The following is a 20,161-nucleotide window of genomic DNA, read 5'->3' on the forward strand; positions in this document are numbered from 1 at the left end:
AGTTGCTATTTACAGGTGTGGGCAAACGCAGCGATTAAAGCTGGAATGAGCAATTTGCACAAGGGATACCCTAATCGGGTACTCAGACGCCAAAAACTCACTATAGTCTTGATTTAAGAAGAATATACAGTTGAGATATTCCTGAGTTTTATCTACTTTCTTCATTTTCCCTCCAAAAAGCGCGTTAATTTGCTGACGCAGCTCTAGACGGTGTGTCTTAAATCACCCCGCTATTGATACTCTCAGTAATATCCTAGATATCCTAAGACTGAGGGAATGATCCGTACCTTGTCGGCTTTGAATCAGAATCACTTCATTTTGCTGAATTGTACTCACAAGGCAATTTTGTTTAACGATTTTGAATATGTTCAATACATACCAAGCTGATGTTGTGCAAAAGTTTAATTCAACCTGGGTTGGCACGGTTAGTCATGTGTGGAGAGCATCCGCTTGTAGAGATTTGGAGCATGGCCAAGCCGATAACAGCACGGAAAATTAGGATCTAAAATTTTAGCTTCCTTCCTTTATCATTATGGCGCAAGCAAAATGTTTTTGAGGCAATAATATTATCATATTTTTGTCCCCCTAGAGTTTTATTTTTTTTAGCACAACTGAATAAAAGAGATTAAAGCCCACTTTATATTGACAGACCGAATAATTCACAGGCATTTTGGGTGGTTTGATGGGCGATCGCCTCTACCGTTTCCTGACGCAGTTTAGCTACTTGCTCGGCTACATAAAGCACGTAGGCAGGCTCGTTGCGCCTCTCGCCCCGTTTGGGAACTGGGGCCAGAAATGGGCAGTCTGTTTCAATCAGTAGGCGATCACTACTCACCATCGCAGCTGAGGATTGGATCGCTTTGGCGTTTTTGAACGTTACCGTCCCGCTAAAGCTGATGTATAAGCCTAAATCGAGAAACCATTGAGTTTCTTCTGGCGTTCCTCCCCAGCAATGCATGACACCCCGCACTCTTTCTCCTTTAAATTTTTGCAACACTTCTTTGGTTGCCACAGCAGCATCGCGGCAGTGGATAATCACTGGTAAGTTGAGAACAGAAGCGATCGCTAACTGCGACTCAAACACCATGAGCTGATGCTCATAGTTATCAGCTTTGTAAAAATCCAGCCCCATTTCCCCAATTGCTACCACATTCGAGTCAGAACTTGCTAAAGTTTTGATTTTTTCGGCTGTCTCGCTATTCCATTTATCAGCATCTAAAGGATGTAATCCTACGGCAAAGCTGATTTCGGGAAATTGTTGGGCTATAGATTGAATACTAGAAAACTCCTCCGGGTGAACACAGGAATGTACTAAACGCACTACACCTGCTTCTTGCCACCGCGATCGCACTGTTGCTAAATCTGGCTGGAAACTATCAAAGTTAAGATGAACGTGCGTGTCTATCAGTTGCATTCTTTGTCCTTTGTTGTTTGTCCTTCGTCATTTGTAAGAGAAGTTCTGTACCCTTCGGGATGCCTTTGGCATCTGCTCGCGGATTTATTGGCACCGCCTTTCGTAGAGAACAGGCGGCGCTATTGTCGTCAGCCGACGCTCAGACTTGTCTCTTTGTTTTTTGACCAATGACTAAGGACAAATGACCAATGACTACTCAACTATTTGTGTGAGGGGTTTTAGTCTGTGAGCCAATCTTGACTTTTTTCTTGCCCCATTGTTAGGGTGAAGGACACCCCGTTTGATCGCTTTATCGATTTTACCGTAAGCCTCCGATAACCCATCCTGTGCTTCTTGTTTTAATTCTGGGGTAGGATTAGCTGTATAGGCAGCTACAGCATTAAAATATTTCTTCATCAGTGTCTTTACTGCTGATTTGTAAGCTTTATTACGCAGTCGGTTACGTTCTGCGATTTCGGCACGCTTGAGAGCAGACTTTGTATTCGCCACAGTCAATTCCAAAAATACTATTATTTATGTACACATACTACTAGATTTACTAATATAGCATCCAAATTGCCAATGTTATAATTTCCTAAAAAATTATGGTATTGGGCATGGGGCATGGATGAATGATCAATAGTTCTTGTTTCCCTGCTTCCTCATCTCCCCAGTCCCCAATTCAGTGTGTCGTCAATTTAGGAAATGCGTTAAGATAAGGTACATAAAATTAAATAGTCACCCTAACTCACCACAACCTGGTTAAGCAATGTCATTGCCAATGAATATAATAATCTGTCCATAAAGCGGATGTATTGTTGGAGGCAAAGAATTGTAAAGAGCTAAATTCCAGGAATTTCCAAGTATAGAACCGACATATGGTGTCTGTACACACGTTAACTACTAAAAAGTTAGGAAAATAAGTAAAAATTATACTCAGAACCTACCCCCTGTAAATCCGAGGCTTAGATGTGCAAACACGCCACCTGCACCCCGCAAGGAGTGAGGGAAAGGGCATAAAGGTAACGGGAAATGGCACGCCTGCTTCCTGCCGCAAGCCTGCCAAGGTTTGTCGGATTGAGCAATTAAATCGCCTTCTCAAGCAAACCAAGTGCTGGCAGCCTTGAGAGTATCAAAAAAATCCAGGTTAAGCTAGAGAAGAGAATTAGAGTCAGCTTGCACACCCCAGTGGTCAAGAGCAATACTAAATCTCAGGTGGCAATATTATAATTTTGGCATTGTCCTTACTCCATGCTGCGAATCATTACTCAGCAGGCAGACGTCAGAGCAGAACTACAACGGATCTGCGATCGCACCCATGACGAACAGGTGCTTCACAAAGAAGCAACGGTGCGGGAAGTTTTGCAAGCAGTGAAGCGCCAAGGCGACAAAGCTGTATTGCATTACACAGCCGAATTCGACAAACAAACCCTGAAAGCAGAAGAACTCCGAGTTACAGGCTCAGAACTAGATGCAGCCTATCAGCAGGTGTCAAAGGAGTTGCTTGATGCAATTCGGCTAGCTTACCGCCAAATTGAAGCGTTTCATCGTCAGCGAGTACCCAAAAGCTGGGTACATTTTGGCGACGATGAAATAGTGTTGGGCAAACGCTACACCCCCGTAGATCGGGCGGGGTTGTATGTGCCTGGTGGCCGTGCCTCCTATCCCAGTACAGTGCTGATGAATGCAATTCCGGCTCATGTTGCTGCTGTACCTCATGTAGTGATGGTGACACCACCAGGCTCAGGGGGTGCAATTAACCCAGCAGTCTTAGTAGCTGCCCAAGAAGCAGGAGTGCAAGAAATTTATCGCATTGGGGGCGCACAAGCGATCGCTGCTTTAGCATACGGCACAGAAACAATTCCGAAAGTGGATGTGATTACTGGTCCTGGCAACATTTATGTCACCCTAGCGAAAAAACTTGTCTATGGCACCGTTGGCATTGATTCTTTGGCAGGTCCTAGCGAAGTGCTGGTAATTGCCGATGAAACTGCAAATCCGGTGCATGTAGCTGCTGACTTGCTAGCCCAAGCCGAACACGATCCAATGGCGGCAGCAATTTTGCTGACAACAGATGCGGCTTTGGCGAAAAACGTGCAATTAGCCTTGGAAAGACAGCTAGTAGATCACCCACGGCGAATAGACACAGAAAAAGCGATCGCTCATTATGGGTTGATTGTTCTTGTGGAATCGCTCCAAGCAGCAGCAGAACTCTCAAATGAATTTGCCCCCGAACATCTAGAATTAGAAGTTAAAGACCCTTGGGCACTACTACCACAGATTCGTCACGCTGGGGCAATCTTTTTAGGTTACTCCACACCAGAAGCTGTAGGAGACTATTTGGCAGGCCCTAACCACACCTTGCCAACTTCTGGCGCTGCTCGCTATGCCTCAGCATTAGGGGTTGAAACTTTCCTGAAACACTCCAGTATTATTCAATACTCCCAAGCCGCGCTGCAAAATGTGGCTAGTGCCATTGATGTGCTAGCAACGGCAGAGGGCTTACCTTCCCATGCTGATTCAGTCCGACGCCGAATTCAGCAAGAATAATGATTTGGAGTGGTTAATTTTTTCCTAATCCTGTTGGCAAAAGTTACTCGATAGGTTCCAAATAAAAGTTTGGACAGCAATGTCTGACGACAAGCCCTCCGAGTGACGCTCGTTCCTCGCTAACGCTAACGGCAGTCGCTCATGGGGAAACCCCTGTGCCTGCGCTAGCTTACCGCTACGCGTCTACGCACGCCACTTGCTACCTTGCTTTAAGCCTTTTGGCGGGCGTCTACAAGTTGGGCATTGCCCACCTAATCCAGTGGCTTGTTAAGGAAGGAGTTACCTGGATAGTAAGTCAGTGAACAGTTCAGAGGAGAGTTAGCATCCCCTTATTGCTACAATGCACCAACGTCAAAGTGGGTTAAACCGACCTATGACGCAGCCTTGAATATATAAACTAAGTAGGAAGATGGGAAATTAATTTAGTGTAGCTGGCAACAAGTTTTGCTAGATACTTATGTAAGGGGTCTACTTTTTAGGAGACGAGAGCGGTGCTAAAGAATATTTTGGTAGCTCTGGACGGTTCGGAAATTGCAGAACGAGTAATTCAGACTTTAGATAATTTGGCGTTGTCAAAAGATGTCAAGGTTATTCTGTGTCATGTGTTTCCCACGCCAGAGTCAGAGATGGAACTACCCGCTGATCGTCCTCAGCCAGAGTCCCCAACATTTTCTTATCTTCATATTGAAAAACAATTGCAATCGTATCAAGAAAAGTTATCAGTCATTTGTGAGTTAGAACTGGTAACTGGTGATCCTGCCGAAGAGATTATTCGCCTTGCTAATATTCACAAAACTGACTTGATTATAATTGGCAGTCGTGGGTTGATTGGGATGAAGCGAATTGTCCAAGGTTCTGTTAGCAGTCAAGTTGTGGAAGAGGCTAATTGTTCGGTGTTGGTGGTAAAGCCAAGGTAAAAATTTGCAAAGGGAAGCAATGACTATAACCACCCCAAAACTAACCTTTGAAGTATACCTGAAATATGATGATGGCACTGATATCCGCTACGAATTGGTCAATATTGATTGAAGAACTATATGAACCAGTAGAGTTTTTTGCTACTAATCGCATTTAGTCTCAAATTTTTCCAAAGTTAGAATTAACAGTTGAGCAAATGATATCTGCCGAAGATTAAAAATAATTTAAGGGTTGAGAAAATATAAATGGTCACCGGGTTGCGATCGCAAATCTTCCACAGTCCCCTGAATTTGTAACTTCCCTTGATTTAATACCACGATCCAATTAGCACGGTTGATTACTCTAGGACGGTGGCTAATCAAGATCGTGGTTTTACCTTGGCGCTGCAACAACAGTTGATCTAAAACTTGAGCTTCACTAACTGGATCGAGTCCAGCAGTTGATTCATCTAAAATCAGGATTGGTGGATCGTTAACGATCGCTCTTGCTAAAGCCAGTCTTTGCCGTTGTCCCCCAGAAATATTTGACCCAAATTCACCTAATACAGTTTGATATTTTTCAGGTAGTTTACTAATAAAATCGTCTGCCTCAGCAATTTGGCAAGCGGCGACAATTTGCTCGAAGGTGAGGTGAGGAGAACCTAAGCGGAAGTTTTCAATAATTGAGCGACTCCAAAAATGAGCATCTTGAGGAACGAGAACAACTTGTTGCCGCAAACAATCAAGGGCTAAATCTTCCAGATTATAAATCCCAATGCGAATGTTGCCAGAATTAGGTGTATATAATCCGGCAATCAGTTTAGCAAGAGAACTTTTTCCACAGCCGGATGTACCAATGAGGGCAACAACTTTACCGCCAGGAATGATCAGGGAAAAATCTTCCAGTAGATCTAGCCTGCCGGCGTAGTGAAAGTTTAGATTTGTGCAAATAATATTTGCATCACTAGGAATTTTAGCAAAGGGTTTGTCAGTATCACTTTGAATTTCAGATGTGGAATCGATAACTTCTGTTAAGCGTTGGGTGGCAGTTTTGGCACGCATGAATTCATCTATAAATCCAAGCACAGCACCGATGAATGCCAAAAAATTCCCATTCATCCCGTTGAATGCCAGCAGTTGACCAATGCTGAGTTCCTTACTAATAACTAGGATGCTGCCGAAACCAATTAAACTAACGCTGCCAATAGCATAAACTAACCCAGAAAAGATATTGTTAATAATTCCAATTTGAATTGTGCTAAATGTTTTGTTTGCTAGCCGACCAAATCTATTCTGAAATTCTTCCCAAAATTGAGGAGCAGCAGTAGTAGTTTTGAGTGTCAGCGCCCCTTTAAAGCTTTCAACAAGAATGCCCTGGTTTTCTGCGTCTAACACCAATATACTTCTGATTTTTTGTTGAAGTGTGGGTAGAAATACAACCGTAGATGAACTCATGACAATTGCAATAACGAAGGCAAGCAAGGTGAGTTTCCAGCTATAGAACACCATGAAACCCAAAGAAATCGTTCCGATAAACAATTGGGTAGGCAGACTGATAACTGTTTGAGAAATTAGCTGATTAATTTGTTCAATATCTTGCAATCTGCTAACAATCTCGCCACTGCGACGTGATTCATAGTAAGCCAGAGGTAACCGCAGAATTTTTCTAGCAAATTCTAGAACTAGTCCTAACTCAATCCGTTGGGCAAAATGGGCAATCAGGTTAGATTGAACTAGTTGCAGACTACTTGACACCAAATTCATTACTATAACCGCAATAATCACACCACCAAGAAGCTTGGTATCACCTCGAACTAGTACATCATCCGTTAGAATTTGAAGCAGGAAAGGAGACGTTAATGAAAGCAGACCGATAACTATAGAGCAGAGAAAAGCCTCGAATATTATGCCTCCATAAGGCAATGCACGCTGCATAAAGCGCCAAAGACCCTTGACTTTATCATCTGGTTGAGCATAAAAGCGAACCGAATCTGGCTCTAGTAAAAGCATCACTTGATCTGACCAAGCCTCCGTTAATTCTTTTCTAGAGACATAACGGATGTTATAGGCTGGGTCGGCAATTATATATTTTTTGCCTTTCTGACCATACAAAACAACCCAGTGGTAGCCTTTCCAGTGAATGATTGCTGGCAGTGGTGCTTGGTTCATTCGGTCTAATATTTCTTTTGATGCCCTAACCGAACGCGCATTAAAACCAAGTGCCTCGGCTCCCCGCCTCAATCCCAATAATGTTGTTCCAAGTTGCCCGGTGCCTACTGCTTCCCGGATGCGATTTAGTGTAAAGTTACGCCGATAATGTTTGGCAACGGAAGCAAGACAAGCAGCTCCACAATCTTCTTCACTATGTTGTGTAACAACTTGGTATTTCATTTTATACTCCAGTACCCAATAACATCGTGAAAAAACTCAAAAAAAAATAGCAGGGTTTCGTCCCTGCGTGGTTAAAATTTGACCAGTAGTTTGGTTTTGCTATCACTACTAATCAAAACCAATCAAAATTTAGTAGGGAGGATATGGAGTCAAATGATATTTCCTTTGGAATTTCTACTTTATTAGTAGTTTTCACAACTTTTGTATTTAATGTTGATTGAACTGTTTGTTTCTTTACTCCTGGTTTCCCAGTTGCTTTCTTAACTTTAATAACATTATGATTATGAGAAACCCGCTTAGAAACTATTGAAGCTTTACCACCACACAGGCTTACTTCTTCAGTTTTAGTCAGGGACATAAACATTGGGGAGATTTGAATACTTTTCATAATTATAATTAACCTCAGCTGCTAATATTGATAGAAACCCTGGAAAAAAGCAAAATAGGCAAAACCTTAAATATGAAAGTGTTTAAGATTTTACTGTACTAAGAGTGATTAAACATGGAAATTGTCAACTTCTCAAGAAGTAGTATTTGTTTCTCTACTTGACTACTTAAGGTGAGCAGTATCTTTAACAAAGAGCATCAACAGTTGCTATTAGGCAACTGTTGATAGACTTTGTTAACTTTGTTCTACAAAATGATCTGGTAAGAATAAACGTAATACTAAAATAACTGCGATTAGCAACAAAGCTAATGGTTTGCCAAAAAGGAAACTTTCCTGATAAAACAGGTTAGTTTCTTTAAGACACTTTACCTCAGTAAAAACGCGATTAATCGTGTCTTTACGTTTATTCTTTCCCTTCTACGGTTTAAATGTGATTTGGTTCGCAGCTACTTGGGTGAGGTCGCCCTTTACGGCACCAGTGTTAGTATTAATGGCGACTTGTGTAACGATGGGTGCAAAGGTAATAGTAATAGGACCTATGGTGGTGGTGGGTTTAGCAGGGGTGGCAGGGGTGGCAGGTTTAGCAGGAACGGGCTTCTTCTTCTTCCAATTACCACCAGACAAACTTGCTTCTTCTTGGGCGGTTAATGTAGTGAACAACATGCTTTCCATAATCTTAACTTCTCGCTTGATTGTTGGGATTAACGTCACTTAAAAGTAACAAATATAAACGGAAAAAGTATATTTAGTTACTGTTTCGATGTCGTTAAAAGTATCTTATACGACTCTTGCTCAAAAGGTCAAGCGACTAATTTTGTAATAAACATCTATTACACCTCTTCAGAAATATACTACAGAGATATTTTGATACATAAGTAGATAATTCAAAAAAGCTTTTAATTATCTCTCAAAAAATCGCAGATGTAGATAACGTAAATATCATATGTATGTTCATAATATAGCGCTTTAAAAACTTAATCTTTTCATAAACAACATAAGTTACATTTATTACGTATTAGTACTTAGAGAACCACGAAAATGCCCAAATTAAAGATTTAGTAAAGTAGATAAAAAATTATTTTATACAAATTATACTTAAATAAAATCATAAGATTAAAAAACTGGGATTATGCACCTTTGAATAAGTATTTTTATGTAAAAGCACTTTTTATAAAATTATTCTATACACAGCTAATTTGAATAGATATAATTTCTTTTAATATAAATACGCTTCAGTTTGCTTAATTATTGATTAATTGGAATAAAGCTTTTTTAAAGCTTTGTCTAGTATACCTTGTTCAGAAATAAATAAAGAAATGATAAATTTTTAGAGAAATTTATAAAGATTTGGTGTTCTAACTAAATGCGCTAATTATTATTTAGACTTAACTGTATAGAAACCTTGTATTTACATACTAACTATATCCAAGTAAGGCACTTATCAGTAATAAAAGTAAAAGCCGTTGCTTTCCGCCTCCAGCGCTAAAACGCCAAAATTATAGGAATTTTGCCAAAAATATGATTAAAACGGAAGAAAGCTTTTATTTTTTGGATTTCCCTAAATTTTCGTCGTCACGCTAAGGCTAGGTAGATTTTTTTGCTAGATTATTAACACAACCAAAATGTTTTTTAGCATCTATGTTTATTGACCCCCAACCAGACTTTATTCGCCTAGTCGAAAACGACGAATATCTTCCGCCAATCAGCATATGGACAAGGTTAGGAGGGATATTTTTAATTGGAAGTATTGGCGCTGCCTTCAGCCTTGCTAGTGTCTTTAAATACAACATAATAGTGAAAGCTGATGCTACCGTCCGCCCAACGGGAGAAATACGGTTAGTGCAAGCATCAGCTGAGGGAACAATCAGAAGCATCAAGGTGAAGGAAAATCAGGTTGTAAAAAAGGGAGATGCGATCGCAGTGATCGACAACTTCCAATTAGAAAGTAGAAAAGACGAAATACTCGGAAATATCCAACAAAATCAGTTACAGCGATCGCAGATCAATGGACAACTAAAAGCCTTAGAAACTCAAGTCACTGCTGAGTCCAATGCAATGGAACAGGCGATCACATCCGCAAAAGCAGACTTGAGTCGCAACCAACGAGACTATCGAGACAGGGGAATTACAAGTCAGACAGAAGTGGACGAAGCAGAAGCCTCTGTGACGTTAGCTAGGGATCAACTGAACCGATATAAGGGGCTAGCTAACACTGGAGCGATCCCTGATGCCGAAATTAGAGAAAAAGAACAAGCTTTTAAAGCTGCACTTGCTAGATTGGAACGTAGCAAAATTGGACTCAATCCCAGTGATGCGACTGTGGCGATCGCCCAAGAACGCATTGCCCAAGAATCGACAAAGGGTAAATCTACACTGGCGGCATTGAACAAAGACAGACAAGAAATCATCAGGCGTCAAATAGAAATCCAAAACCAAACTAGCAACGCTCAACAAGAACTTAAACGAGTTTTTACGGAACTGCAAAAAACTGTAATTAGAACCTCAGAGGCAGGTACTATTCTGAGACTGGAATTAAGAAATACTGGGCAAGTTGTGAAGGCTGGGGATGTGATCGCTCAAATTGCCCCTAGTAGTGCCCCTCTGGTGATCAAAGCCCGTGTTGCCGCTTCTGATATTACCAAGGTAAAAGTATGTAAAGTTGTACAAGTTACAAAATGTACTCAAGGGAAAGTCCAAATGCGGCTTTCTGCCTATCCGTACCCCGATTATGGCATACTCAATGGTGCTGTTAGAGGTATTACTGCCGATGCGATTATATCTCAATCGAACAGTAATATTCCTGCTGCACCTTACTACGAGATCACAATTCAGCCCGATAGATATTATCTGATTAAGGGCAATCAATCTTATGCCATTCAACCTGGTATGGAAGTTACAGCCGACATTATTTCTAAAGAAGAGACTGTTCTGACATTTATTTTGAGAAAAGCAAGGCTGTTGACAGATTTGTAGGCTGATTGAGAATAGGCATAGAGACACAGACAAGGAAAATCCTCTTTGTTTCCACGTTGAATCGATTCAACGTTTTTGAGTTGCCAAAAACTGACACAAGCTTAACAAACTCAGGGTTTGACCCAAATTCAAAGGTAAAATTGAAATTATTTTTAAACGGGATTGTACCCAATGAGAAAACTGGAGATTGAGGATTGAGGGCACAAGGACGCAAAGAACAAGCAATGCCTAATACCCTATGCCCAATCCCTTCACGTCCAGTCAATTCAACGTCCTTGAGTTGCCAAAAACTGACGCAAGCTTAACAAACTCAGGGTTTGACCCAAATTCAAGGGCAAAATGGAAATTCCTTCCAAGCGGGATTGTACCCAACCTTCTCCCCAGTACCATTCGTGAAACCCGTCAATGCCTCCACTCAGTAGCAAACGGAGACAGTTGGATTTTACAACGTCTACTTGATGATGAATCGAGACTGGCCCAGTCCAGGTAGTAAACTGGAATCCGGGAAGCAGTTTTTCTGGCATTCCTGGCGCAAAGCGTTGCCCTAAGAGCCATTTTTCTAGTTGCACCGGATGCAGCAGACTGTCACGAATTGCATCTGTTGGTGCTTCTATTTCTATCCGCAGTTGGCTTTGTTGAAAATTACCCAGCATTTTTATAGGATTACCTAAAGGTGAGACATCGCTATTTCTAATATTGCAAATACAATCACTAGTTATTATGGTGTCACTTTTCTACCAGCAGAGAACTTAGAATAGAAAAAGTGAACTGTTAAGAAATGTAAGGTTTTTCATGGCGGATCAGTTAATTCGTGCAACAGCAGCCGAAGGTGGGATTCGTGCCGTAGGTGTGATTACCACACGTTTAACAGAAGAAGCACGGGGACGCCACAAGCTTTCTTATGTGGCAACGGCAGCACTGGGTCGGACTATGGCGGCGGGCTTGTTGATGGCTTCTAGCATGAAGCGAACTGGGTCGAGGGTGAATGTTCGGGTGAAGGGCGATGGACCTTTGGGTGGCATATTGGTAGATGCACGTTTAGATGGAACAGTACGCGGGTATGTGGGAAATCCATCTGTGGAATTACCTCCTAATGCCAAAGGTAAGCTAGACGTTGGTGGTGCGGTGGGTGGCGGCTACCTCTACGTTGTGCGGGATATCGGTTATGGTTATCCTTACTCTAGTACTGTAGAACTAGTTTCTGGCGAAATTGGCGATGATGTGGCTCATTATCTGGTGAATTCTGAACAAACACCTTCAGCTTTAGTTTTAGGTGTCTTCGTGGGAGCAAGTGGAGTAACGGCTGCTGGAGGATTACTGCTACAAGTGTTACCCAAAGCCGCCAGAGACGAAGCCTTAGTAAAAACCTTGGAATCACGGGTAGCTAGTCTAGCAGGATTTACGCCATTGTTGCAAGCTGGGAAGACTTTGACTGAAATCTTCACCGACCTGCTAGGAGACATGGGGCTGGCAATCTTTCCTGAAAGACAAATGCTGCGCTTCCACTGTGGTTGTTCTTTTGATCGCGTTTTGGGGGCACTTAAAATTTTGGGAGAAGCTGAACTGCAAGATATGATTATTAAAGATAATGGTGCTGAAGCAACTTGCGACTTTTGCGGCAACGTTTACCAGGCAAGTAGTGAGCAGTTAGCTCAACTAATTGCCGATTTGCAAGCTGAATCTACTGTTTCGGGATAAAGTATAAAACAGCACTAATTTTCCAGGTTGTTAATGGTAGTCTGTGGAGAGAGATAATCAAAAAGTAGCTTTTTAATCACGAGAAAGTTACTATGGCAAGAATGGAATTATCGACCTAAAACAGAGCGCTATTCAATTATTTTGGTGTGAGAGATGACAGAGCGGGATATTCCAGACAGTTGGTCAACAGGCAAAGCAAGAGAGCCAGATCAAAACACAAGATTATCCCGAACAGAACAATTCGGTGAAACTCAACCATTTGATGTCGCAGCGACTGATTCTAGCTCCAAGTCAGTGAAGCGGCGAAAAACTGCCCAACTCAGTAAAAGTCCTGGGAAATGGCCACGGTGGATGAAAAGCTGGGTGTGGTGGCCAGTACTGCTAATGTTAATTACCGGGGGTGTCGGATTCTTGGCAATGGCAATGCTGCTGAAGTTGCCAGCTGCCCCTAATTGCCCATCGATTTTTTGGCCCCTAGCTAGTGCTTCTGTGCGGATACACTGCGCTCAGTTGGCGGCTTCTAAACAGACAGTGAATGACCTAGTGCAAGCGATCGCTCTGGTGAAGCAACTACCACAAAATCACCCGTTGCATGGAGAAATTGATCATTTCATTCAAGAATGGTCGCGGGATATTTTGAAGCTAGCTGATCAAAGTTTCCAAACAGGGAATTTAGAGGAAGCGATCGCTACAGCTGAGAAAATACCCGAAGATGTACCAGCTTATAAATTAGTCGATCAGCAAATTGGCAAATGGCAGTCAATTTGGTCAAAAGCAGAAGCCACATACAACGGTGCGATCGCCGAAGTCCGGGAACAACGCTGGCAATCGGCATTCATGCTGTCCGCCAAAATGCTGCGCGTAGACAATCAGTACTGGGCAACTACTAAATACGACCAATTGAATCGCCTGATCGCCACAGCGCGGGAAGATGGCGATAAGTTAGGAAAAGCTGAAAACTTAGCTTCTAGTAAAGTAGTTGATAATTTACTAGAAGCGATCAAGATAGCTGAGTCGATTGGGCAGGAAAGTTACCTTTACCAAAAAGCTCAGGAAGCGATTCCGACATTTGGACGCAAAATGCTGGAGTTGGCACAGGCAAAACTAGACAAGCGGGATGCGGATGAAGCACTGAATATTGCTAGACAAATTCCAGAGAGTGCGAAACTCCAGGGCGAAACAGATGACTTTATTGCCTTGGCTGACGCGAAAAGAAGTGCTTGGATCGGTAATGTTTCTGGTTTAGAGGCTGCGATCGCCCAAGCACAACAAATTGATCCTTCCAGACCAGTGTACAACGAAGCACAGCAACTGATTGCTCGTTGGCAGTTGGAAATTGAAGATGTTGCCCATCTAGACAAAGCGAGAATATTAGCTAGCCAGGGAACAGTCCCTAATTTAACAGCAGCGATCGCCCAAGTGCAGCTGATCCCTTCTAGTAACCCCCGCGCCACAGAAGCTAGACAAGAGATCGGTCGCTGGAGTGCCGAAGTTGAGACAATTGAAGACCAACCTTACTTAGAACGGGCCGACCAAATAGCAGTATTTGACGATATCAACTCCTTGCAAGCAGCGATCGCCCAAGCCAGCGAAATTCGTAGAGGTCGTGCATTATATCCAGAAGCACAGAAAAAAATTCGTACTTGGGTAGGAAAGATTCAGCGAATTCAAGACCAACCCTACTTGGATCAAGCACAAGAACTAGCTCAGAGTGGAAATCTCACTGCCGCCATTAGCGCCGCTCAACAAATTGCCTCGTCGGGAAGGGCGCTTTCTAGGGAAGCACAAGCTGCGATAAATGACTGGGAAGGGCAAATCCGCACCAGAGAAAATTGGAAAAAAGCTCAGGAAGTGGGTGCGACTGGCACGCCAGAAGCCTTGGTTGAAGCAATGCGGTTGGCAGATCGGGTTTCAAATAATAGCATCTTACGGATGGATGCAAATCTCGCTATTGACCAGTGGAGTCAGCAATTGTTAGAAATAGCACGCTCTCAAGGTCAGTCTGATATTGCCAAAGGCATTGAGATTGCCAAATCGATTCCCCGTGGTAGTGCTGCTTACAGTGCAGCGCAGGAGCAAATTAAGACTTGGCAGGCATTTCTCAATCCTCAACCGTCACCTCAGCCTCAGCCTGAGTCTCTACCATTTCCTCCATCAACTACTACTAATGGGCAGTAATATCCTTATTAACGATTTAGTTAAAATCTTTTAATTCAGCATTTTCAAAGTGTATACAGCAGATTGCAAGTTAATGAAGTACAAAAATACCCCTCCCTAACCCTCCCCTTAGAAAGGGGAGGGAACTAGATTAGGAATTTCCCCCCAATACATCGGGGGGATTAAGGGGGGTAAGGATGTACTTCATTTAAATGCAAAATGCTGTATCAGGGAAACTGGGGTGTAGGTAGAAACTTCTCTCAATGTGTCTCAACTTACAACTTTTTTAAGTATAGCAATAGCTAAGGTGGTTAGGACATTAACACATGATAAAACTTAGATACAAAAAGGCTTTTCACCCAGTCCCCAGTCCCTAGTCCCCAGTCCCTTGCTGTATATAAACCACGGATTAGGGTAACACAGTTAGCTGTGCTACCCTACAAAAATTTATTCCCCGATCGCTTCTCCCCATTCCTTAATTACAGAAAATAGTGATGAGTAATCATCATCAGCAAATGACATTTTCACGGCTGTTTGCAAGATTTGCCGTACACCTTTAATACTGCTGAGATCCAAACTTTGAGATTTCGCTTCAGAGATAAACAATTCTGTATCTTTGAGCAAGTGTTTTGTGGGGAAATTCGGATCAGCATAATTGCCATCCAACATCCGTTGTAGCTTTTTGTCAAAGGTAGGTGCGTAGAGTGAACTGTCGCGCAATATTTGCATAAACACATCGACATCGACACCCTGACGCTGGACAAAAGCTAGACTCAGAGCAAAGCTAGTTGTTAGGGAAGCTATTAGTTGATTTAGTGCCAATTTGAGCGCCGCAGCAGTTCCCACAGGGCCTATAAGTAAAGGTTCTGTCCCAAAATTTTGGAGTAACTTCAAGTGGCGTTGATATTGTTCTGGTTCAGCACCTACCATAACACTCAACTTGCCAGCTTTCGCTTCCGGGATACTTCCTAATACGGGTGCTTCTAAATATTCACCACCACCTGAAACAACTGCATCTCTAATTTCCTGGCTTTCTGTGGGAGTAATTGTTCCCATTTGGATGATAGTGCGCCCTTCCAGAGTTTGCCAAGCAGTATCTGAAAGCAACACATTATAAATGGCCGGGGCATTAGTAAGCATGAGGATTACACACTCAGCAGCACGAATGGCGTGGCGGGGATGTGTGACAATTTCAGCCCCAGCTGCTTGTAGCGGTGCTAATTTTTCTGGGGTGCGATTGTAGGCAACTAGCTGTATATCTGCGGCTAATAACCTTTGAGCCATTGGTAGTCCCATCAGTCCAGTTCCCAGAAATGCCACCTTCATTTTTCACGTTCCTTTAATACAGCTTCACAGCCCATCGTGGACATCGCGTTTGCATTGTTTAATTCAAATTATTTGGAAAGTAGTTACTTGAGACTTAAGATACAATCCCAAATCCCAGTTTCCCTACTCCCCACGCACTATTCTCTAACTCTGGCAATCAACCACCAGCCGCAAAAGTCACCATAATTATCACTGAAAGCAAAATACCAGGGGTAAGTAGTGTTGCTAGCATTAGCAGGTCATGAGTGGACATAATTATTACTTTGGTAGTGTGTTTAAGTTTACAGTAATCACTGTTATGCTAGTCTAAATCAGACTGCTAGTGCATTCTTAAATAGAGTTTTAACTTTTCTTTCTTTACATTTACTCAGGCAGCGTCAATCCTTTTAGTGGTTGAGAAATTTCTGTCTTGTCTAGACCTTTGCTCTGAACTAAGACTCCAAAGCCGCCCAGTCCTGTGGGATCTATAAGTTGGTGTAGTGCGTCCCGGCGCTGTAGTAACTGTAAAAGGGGTTGCTGTTGATCAGAAAGGGCAGCAATGCGTTCGTCAAAGACGCGGCTAAGCCGATCGCCTAACCCCAACGCCATTAAAAATAATCCCTGCTGGATAAAACCAACTTTCTCTAAGCTACACCGCTTACCCCAGCGTTCCAAAGCCGTAAAGTCAACATGGGCAGTGATATCTTGTCGCCCAATATTAATATAGGGGTTGTCATGGAAACGGTGATGGTAATAACACTGTAGGGTTCCTTGCGATCGCCTGGGATTATAGTAACGACTGGCGGGGTAGCCATAATCAATTGTTAACACATAGCCGCGCTGCAAGCGGTCTGCTACTATACTCAACCAGTCTAGAGCAGCTAAATTAATTTCACTGCGGTAATCATCTGGGTATGCACTTTGGGTAAAGTTGATTTCCACTAAATCCAAATATTCAGCCAGTTGGGGCGTTGAAAGTTCTCCTGTGACTTCTACAAATGATGGGTATGGGGCATTGGTTTCTTTCTCATTCTTGTCTGTTGTCACATAAATTTCTCGGAGTTCTCCCGTTTCTAGGATGAATTGATGCACTGGAAACGCATCTACTAACTCGTTAGAAAAAAAGCAGCCTGCGATCGCCTCAGATGGTATATCCTCTAAATTGCACCAACGCACGGGCAAATCTTGCAAGCGTTGCTGCTGTTCTTGTCTTAAAGTTGGGGACTTTTCAACAATGATGTATTCCAGTGCAGTAAAAAAATCTGGGTAGCGTAGCTGATGATATTTGAGGATATGCAATGCTAGCAGTCCTTGACCTGCTCCCATTTCTACCAGAGAAAAGGGTACAGGTTTTCCTAAAATCTCCCACATTTGGAAAAATTGTTCTGCTAGTAACTCACCAAAGTCAGTGCAGAGGTTGGGAGAAGTGAAAAAATCACCACCTTGAAAGCCAATTTTGACAGCATCGCTGGAATAGTAGCCATGTTCAGGGTGGTATAATACCATCTCCATGAATTGGGCAAAAGTAATTCGTTGCTGGGGACTAGTGGTAATGTGATTTGCGATCGCTGCACACAATGCTGGATTTGAATCCATAAAATTTGAGGTTTTAAATTAGGGTGTAGAGAAAATAAATGAATTATGAATGATGCAAAACAAAATTCATAATTCATAATTTCCCTAACGGTCTACAAACCCCATAATATCGACCACTGTGCTATGAGCGCTGGCATTCATTGACAGACAAAACTTGAGAAGTTTGCAGTTTCATGCGATCGCCCACCAATGCAACGCCACAAAATGGTTTAGTATCTACTACATACATCAAATCCTTACTTTGTCAATACATCCTTCAAAGCAGAAATCGACGGTGCAAAGAAGTAGCCGCCACCAGTAGGAATCACCCAGTCTTCAGGTGCAGTCAACTTCTTAGTTAGAGGTTGACCTTGGTCATCCTCAAGGTGGATAAAGAACTCGCGTGTGCGATCGCCATTTGGTTTGTTATTTTCACTTTGACCAATAATTGGATCGTGACCAAGGGGTAGTTTACCGTCAACCTTGTGATTGGTAGCCGCCGGTTCACTGAAGTCTGGATTGTTAACCCATAACTTGGTTACAAACTCAAACTGGTCTTCAATTGAGGTCTGATAAGCCAAAAAGTGCAGACCACGATCAACAAAGTTCGGGTCTGGTAGCGGATTGTTCGGCGTTGAAGGAGACACCGGGCCATAAGGAATGCCGCGACGGAGCAAGCGGTGTGTTTGAGTGGTCACTTCACTGCGGTCAATCTCTTCTGGCCCAGGACCTCCACCTCCTGGTGTTTTGTCATTACGTGGATAAGTCTTGCGGGTATGGGCAATAAACGGGCAACGCAGACCCGTTGCATCATCAGAAGGCGGAACTACATCGTTTTTGAAGAAATGATTCTTGCGTGAATCATCACCGTTAAATTCAAAATCATTATTGGCATCGTCATTATCACCCAAACACGGGGCATCTTTTTCGGGCGTGCGGACAGTGGGAGCGCCACTAGGCCAGCGACCAATCAGCTTTGCGCTCACCTTTGGAGGGTCGGTATTCAGGTAGGCAGCAGTATCGTTTAAAAACTTGTGGAACTTATACACATCTTGACGCAATCGGCGGAATACAAGATAAGAGCCATCATTCGCCCAGTGTAGTCTTAGTCCTGCCGACACAACCTCACCTTTGCTATCTTCCAACGTTTTAGCCTCATTGTTTTGACCCTCATAGCCAAAAACAAACTCTCCTGGCCACAGAACATCCTGTCCTGGTTTGCCCTGGTTTGGCTTCTTTGAATTCTGCCGAGGAGTAAGAAGGTCTTTAGGATTATCAGAAACTCTGCCACGAATACCAGGTTGTGATATTCCATCCTTGTTGCCGAAATGTTCATGTCCAGACAGGGGTGCGGGTAAGTTGGCTCCCTCTTCCAAGAAGGTAATTCTGGCTCCGCTGCTCTTAAGTTTGCCTTGATCGTCTCTAAATGCCACAATGCTTTCTAAGATGCGCGAGACTTCTGCTAGCAAGTCCGCGCGTTCGTCGCTGGCAATAATGAAAACTACATCAACTTTGCCATTATCCGGCCCACCCACAACCCAGCCAATAGGCTTGCCATCCTTGTCCACTGGGTCGTTCAAATCAATAGCGCGTGCTGCTAGCCCAGCTTTAAAGGATGTATCCGTAAATGCATCGGCATCATTGGTTAGTTTCTTCAGCCCTTCAAAGGAGAAAGCGATATTGACCCAGGTTGCCTTAACAGCGCCTTCGCGGCCTCGTCGTTCTTTGCTCGACTTAAATACGCGATTGAAGGCTATCACTTCTGAGGCGGTAGCAATGAAGTCGATCTGTAACTCAAGCCACTGCTTGAAGGCATTTGGATTTTCAATTTCAAGGAACAAGAGGGCCTGGTAATCTTTATTGAACCCACCTAGAATGTTGCCTTGAATGTTATTGACATTGAGAATAGGATCATTAGGCGCAGAGGCGTAGAAGAATGCGTTTGCCTGTTGACCTTCTAAGGTTTCAGAAGCAGGTGCTTCACGAATTATTTCTTGTGTCATGATGAAAGTCCTGTTGATAGTAAAGCCTATTGGCTATTCCAGAATGGAAAAATGAAATCAGGTATCCCTGATGGGAACCTGTGTTAACTTATCGGACGTTGGTAAAGAATTTATGCAGCAATTCTCCCCATATTTCAGCGCATATTTCAATATAATTAAAGCGCCTAACACAGCGCTACATAACACGGTGCGTTAGGCTAAAGCCGTAACACACCCTAACTTTTGATTTATTTTATAAATGGTTTCTTAAGTATTGATTTTCGCCCAAGCGATCGCGATGTCTACGACGGGCTACGTCAACGTCAGCCCAATTAATCGCGTCCAAGGAAATTTGTTACCTAGCCACTCACCAACGACACAAGCACGCCATTAGGATCGCGGACACGAGCAATAGTGTGTCCCCCAGGCTGAGTTTTAGGGGCATCTAGTGTTTTTGCGCCTGCGCCTATTGCTCTCATATAAGCGCTGCCAACATCAGGAGTGATAAATGATATCTGGATTAATGTCGGTGGTTGTGTGGCGTCGTTGGGATGGAAGCCGCCAGGAAATAATTTATGTGCCTCGCTACTGGAGGAGAAAGCTAGTGTGGTGTTTCCGGTTTCGATTTCAGCCCAGATAGATTGCCCCTTATCCAGGAGAGTGCGACGAACTAAACCAAAAGCTTTTTCGTAAAACTCAACGGTTTTAACTACATCGTCTACCCAGATGAGCGTGTAACCAAATTTCACAGTTATTTCTCCTTATTAGAAAAATCAGTGCTAGCGAGGATCTTTGCTACTTCACTGTATGCGATTTGAATACACAGTAGCTTAATCCAGAATGTTACGATCTG

General features: G+C 42.9%; 15 protein-coding genes. 5 read left to right on the forward strand and 10 right to left on the reverse strand.

Annotation, left to right across the window (positions count from 1 at the left end):
* Positions 1 to 637 precede the first annotated feature (637 nt).
* Positions 638 to 1,414, reverse strand: coding sequence for a TatD family hydrolase (locus tag V7K35_RS26990; RefSeq protein ID WP_335083245.1), 777 nt, complete (start codon positions 1,412 to 1,414; stop codon positions 638 to 640).
* 192 nt (positions 1,415 to 1,606) lie between these two features.
* Positions 1,607 to 1,903: a 30S ribosomal protein S20 gene (gene rpsT, locus V7K35_RS26995; RefSeq protein ID WP_334794868.1), complete on the reverse strand. Its 297-nt coding sequence runs from the start codon at positions 1,901 to 1,903 to the stop codon at positions 1,607 to 1,609.
* A gap of 741 nt (positions 1,904 to 2,644) precedes the next feature.
* Here rpsT and hisD point away from each other — a divergent pair.
* A complete protein-coding gene (hisD, locus tag V7K35_RS27000; RefSeq protein ID WP_335083246.1) occupies positions 2,645 to 3,943 on the forward strand; it encodes a histidinol dehydrogenase in 1,299 nt (432 codons plus the stop codon).
* Positions 3,944 to 4,434: 491 nt separating this feature from the next.
* On the forward strand, positions 4,435 to 4,860 hold the full coding sequence (locus V7K35_RS27005) for a universal stress protein (protein ID WP_335083247.1): 426 nt from the start codon (positions 4,435 to 4,437) through the stop codon (positions 4,858 to 4,860).
* 225 nt (positions 4,861 to 5,085) lie between these two features.
* On the opposite strand, the gene V7K35_RS27010 is transcribed toward V7K35_RS27005, so the two are convergent.
* The 3 genes from V7K35_RS27010 to V7K35_RS27020 form a co-directional block, all read right to left on the reverse strand.
* Positions 5,086 to 7,230 carry a peptidase domain-containing ABC transporter gene (locus V7K35_RS27010; protein ID WP_335083249.1) on the reverse strand — a complete coding sequence of 715 codons (2,145 nt, stop codon included), beginning with the start codon at positions 7,228 to 7,230 and terminating at the stop codon, positions 5,086 to 5,088.
* Positions 7,231 to 7,342: 112 nt separating this feature from the next.
* The gene (locus V7K35_RS27015; RefSeq protein WP_335083251.1) at positions 7,343 to 7,618 is read right to left on the reverse strand and encodes a hypothetical protein; all 276 of its coding nucleotides are present in this window, start codon (positions 7,616 to 7,618) and stop codon (positions 7,343 to 7,345) included.
* Positions 7,619 to 8,035: 417 nt separating this feature from the next.
* The gene (locus tag V7K35_RS27020) at positions 8,036 to 8,290 is read right to left on the reverse strand and encodes a hypothetical protein (protein WP_335083253.1); all 255 of its coding nucleotides are present in this window, start codon (positions 8,288 to 8,290) and stop codon (positions 8,036 to 8,038) included.
* A gap of 966 nt (positions 8,291 to 9,256) precedes the next feature.
* On the opposite strand from V7K35_RS27020, the gene V7K35_RS27025 reads away from it, so the two are divergent.
* Positions 9,257 to 10,591 (forward strand): HlyD family efflux transporter periplasmic adaptor subunit, encoded by a 1,335-nt coding sequence (locus tag V7K35_RS27025; RefSeq protein ID WP_335083255.1) that lies wholly within the window; start codon positions 9,257 to 9,259, stop codon positions 10,589 to 10,591.
* Positions 10,592 to 10,857: 266 nt separating this feature from the next.
* Here the strand turns inward: V7K35_RS27025 and V7K35_RS27030 are convergent, their stop codons facing one another.
* On the reverse strand, positions 10,858 to 11,244 hold the full coding sequence (locus tag V7K35_RS27030; RefSeq protein ID WP_334794858.1) for a hypothetical protein: 387 nt from the start codon (positions 11,242 to 11,244) through the stop codon (positions 10,858 to 10,860).
* 139 nt (positions 11,245 to 11,383) lie between these two features.
* On the opposite strand from V7K35_RS27030, the gene hslO reads away from it, so the two are divergent.
* Both hslO and V7K35_RS27040 read left to right on the forward strand, forming a co-directional pair.
* Positions 11,384 to 12,289: an Hsp33 family molecular chaperone HslO gene (gene hslO, locus V7K35_RS27035; RefSeq protein WP_335083257.1), complete on the forward strand. Its 906-nt coding sequence runs from the start codon at positions 11,384 to 11,386 to the stop codon at positions 12,287 to 12,289.
* Between the two features lie 153 nt (positions 12,290 to 12,442).
* Positions 12,443 to 14,467, forward strand: coding sequence for a chromosome segregation ATPase (locus V7K35_RS27040; RefSeq protein ID WP_335083259.1), 2,025 nt, complete (start codon positions 12,443 to 12,445; stop codon positions 14,465 to 14,467).
* Positions 14,468 to 14,893: 426 nt separating this feature from the next.
* Here V7K35_RS27040 and V7K35_RS27045 read toward each other — a convergent pair whose 3' ends face one another.
* From V7K35_RS27045 to V7K35_RS27060, 4 genes are all read right to left on the reverse strand, one after another.
* Entirely contained in the window at positions 14,894 to 15,772 is an 879-nt protein-coding gene (locus V7K35_RS27045) for an NAD(P)-dependent oxidoreductase (RefSeq protein WP_335083261.1), read from the reverse strand.
* 363 nt (positions 15,773 to 16,135) lie between these two features.
* Entirely contained in the window at positions 16,136 to 17,347 is a 1,212-nt protein-coding gene (locus tag V7K35_RS27050; protein WP_335083263.1) for a class I SAM-dependent methyltransferase, read from the reverse strand.
* Positions 17,348 to 17,583: 236 nt separating this feature from the next.
* Complete coding sequence (locus tag V7K35_RS27055) at positions 17,584 to 19,329, reverse strand: Dyp-type peroxidase (RefSeq protein WP_335083265.1); 1,746 nt, start codon at positions 19,327 to 19,329, stop codon at positions 17,584 to 17,586.
* A gap of 338 nt (positions 19,330 to 19,667) precedes the next feature.
* On the reverse strand, positions 19,668 to 20,057 hold the full coding sequence (locus tag V7K35_RS27060; protein WP_335083267.1) for a VOC family protein: 390 nt from the start codon (positions 20,055 to 20,057) through the stop codon (positions 19,668 to 19,670).
* Between the last annotated feature and the right edge of the window lie 104 nt (positions 20,058 to 20,161).

The organism is Nostoc sp., assembly GCF_036917275.1.
Lineage (GTDB): Bacteria > Cyanobacteriota > Cyanobacteriia > Cyanobacteriales > Nostocaceae > Nostoc.

Coding starts and splice junctions, on each gene's coding strand:
- V7K35_RS26990 (WP_335083245.1), bottom strand. CDS start 1,414: ATGCAACTGATAGACACGCACGTTCATCTTAACTTTGATAGTTTCCAG.
- V7K35_RS27045 (WP_335083261.1), bottom strand. CDS start 15,772: ATGAAGGTGGCATTTCTGGGAACTGGACTGATGGGACTACCAATGGCT.
- V7K35_RS27030 (WP_334794858.1), bottom strand. CDS start 11,244: ATGCTGGGTAATTTTCAACAAAGCCAACTGCGGATAGAAATAGAAGCA.
- V7K35_RS27010 (WP_335083249.1), bottom strand. CDS start 7,230: ATGAAATACCAAGTTGTTACACAACATAGTGAAGAAGATTGTGGAGCT.
- hslO (WP_335083257.1), top strand. CDS start 11,384: ATGGCGGATCAGTTAATTCGTGCAACAGCAGCCGAAGGTGGGATTCGT.
- V7K35_RS27020 (WP_335083253.1), bottom strand. CDS start 8,290: ATGGAAAGCATGTTGTTCACTACATTAACCGCCCAAGAAGAAGCAAGT.
- V7K35_RS27055 (WP_335083265.1), bottom strand. CDS start 19,329: ATGACACAAGAAATAATTCGTGAAGCACCTGCTTCTGAAACCTTAGAA.
- V7K35_RS27040 (WP_335083259.1), top strand. CDS start 12,443: ATGACAGAGCGGGATATTCCAGACAGTTGGTCAACAGGCAAAGCAAGA.
- V7K35_RS27050 (WP_335083263.1), bottom strand. CDS start 17,347: ATGGATTCAAATCCAGCATTGTGTGCAGCGATCGCAAATCACATTACC.
- V7K35_RS27025 (WP_335083255.1), top strand. CDS start 9,257: ATGTTTATTGACCCCCAACCAGACTTTATTCGCCTAGTCGAAAACGAC.
- hisD (WP_335083246.1), top strand. CDS start 2,645: ATGCTGCGAATCATTACTCAGCAGGCAGACGTCAGAGCAGAACTACAA.
- V7K35_RS27015 (WP_335083251.1), bottom strand. CDS start 7,618: ATGAAAAGTATTCAAATCTCCCCAATGTTTATGTCCCTGACTAAAACT.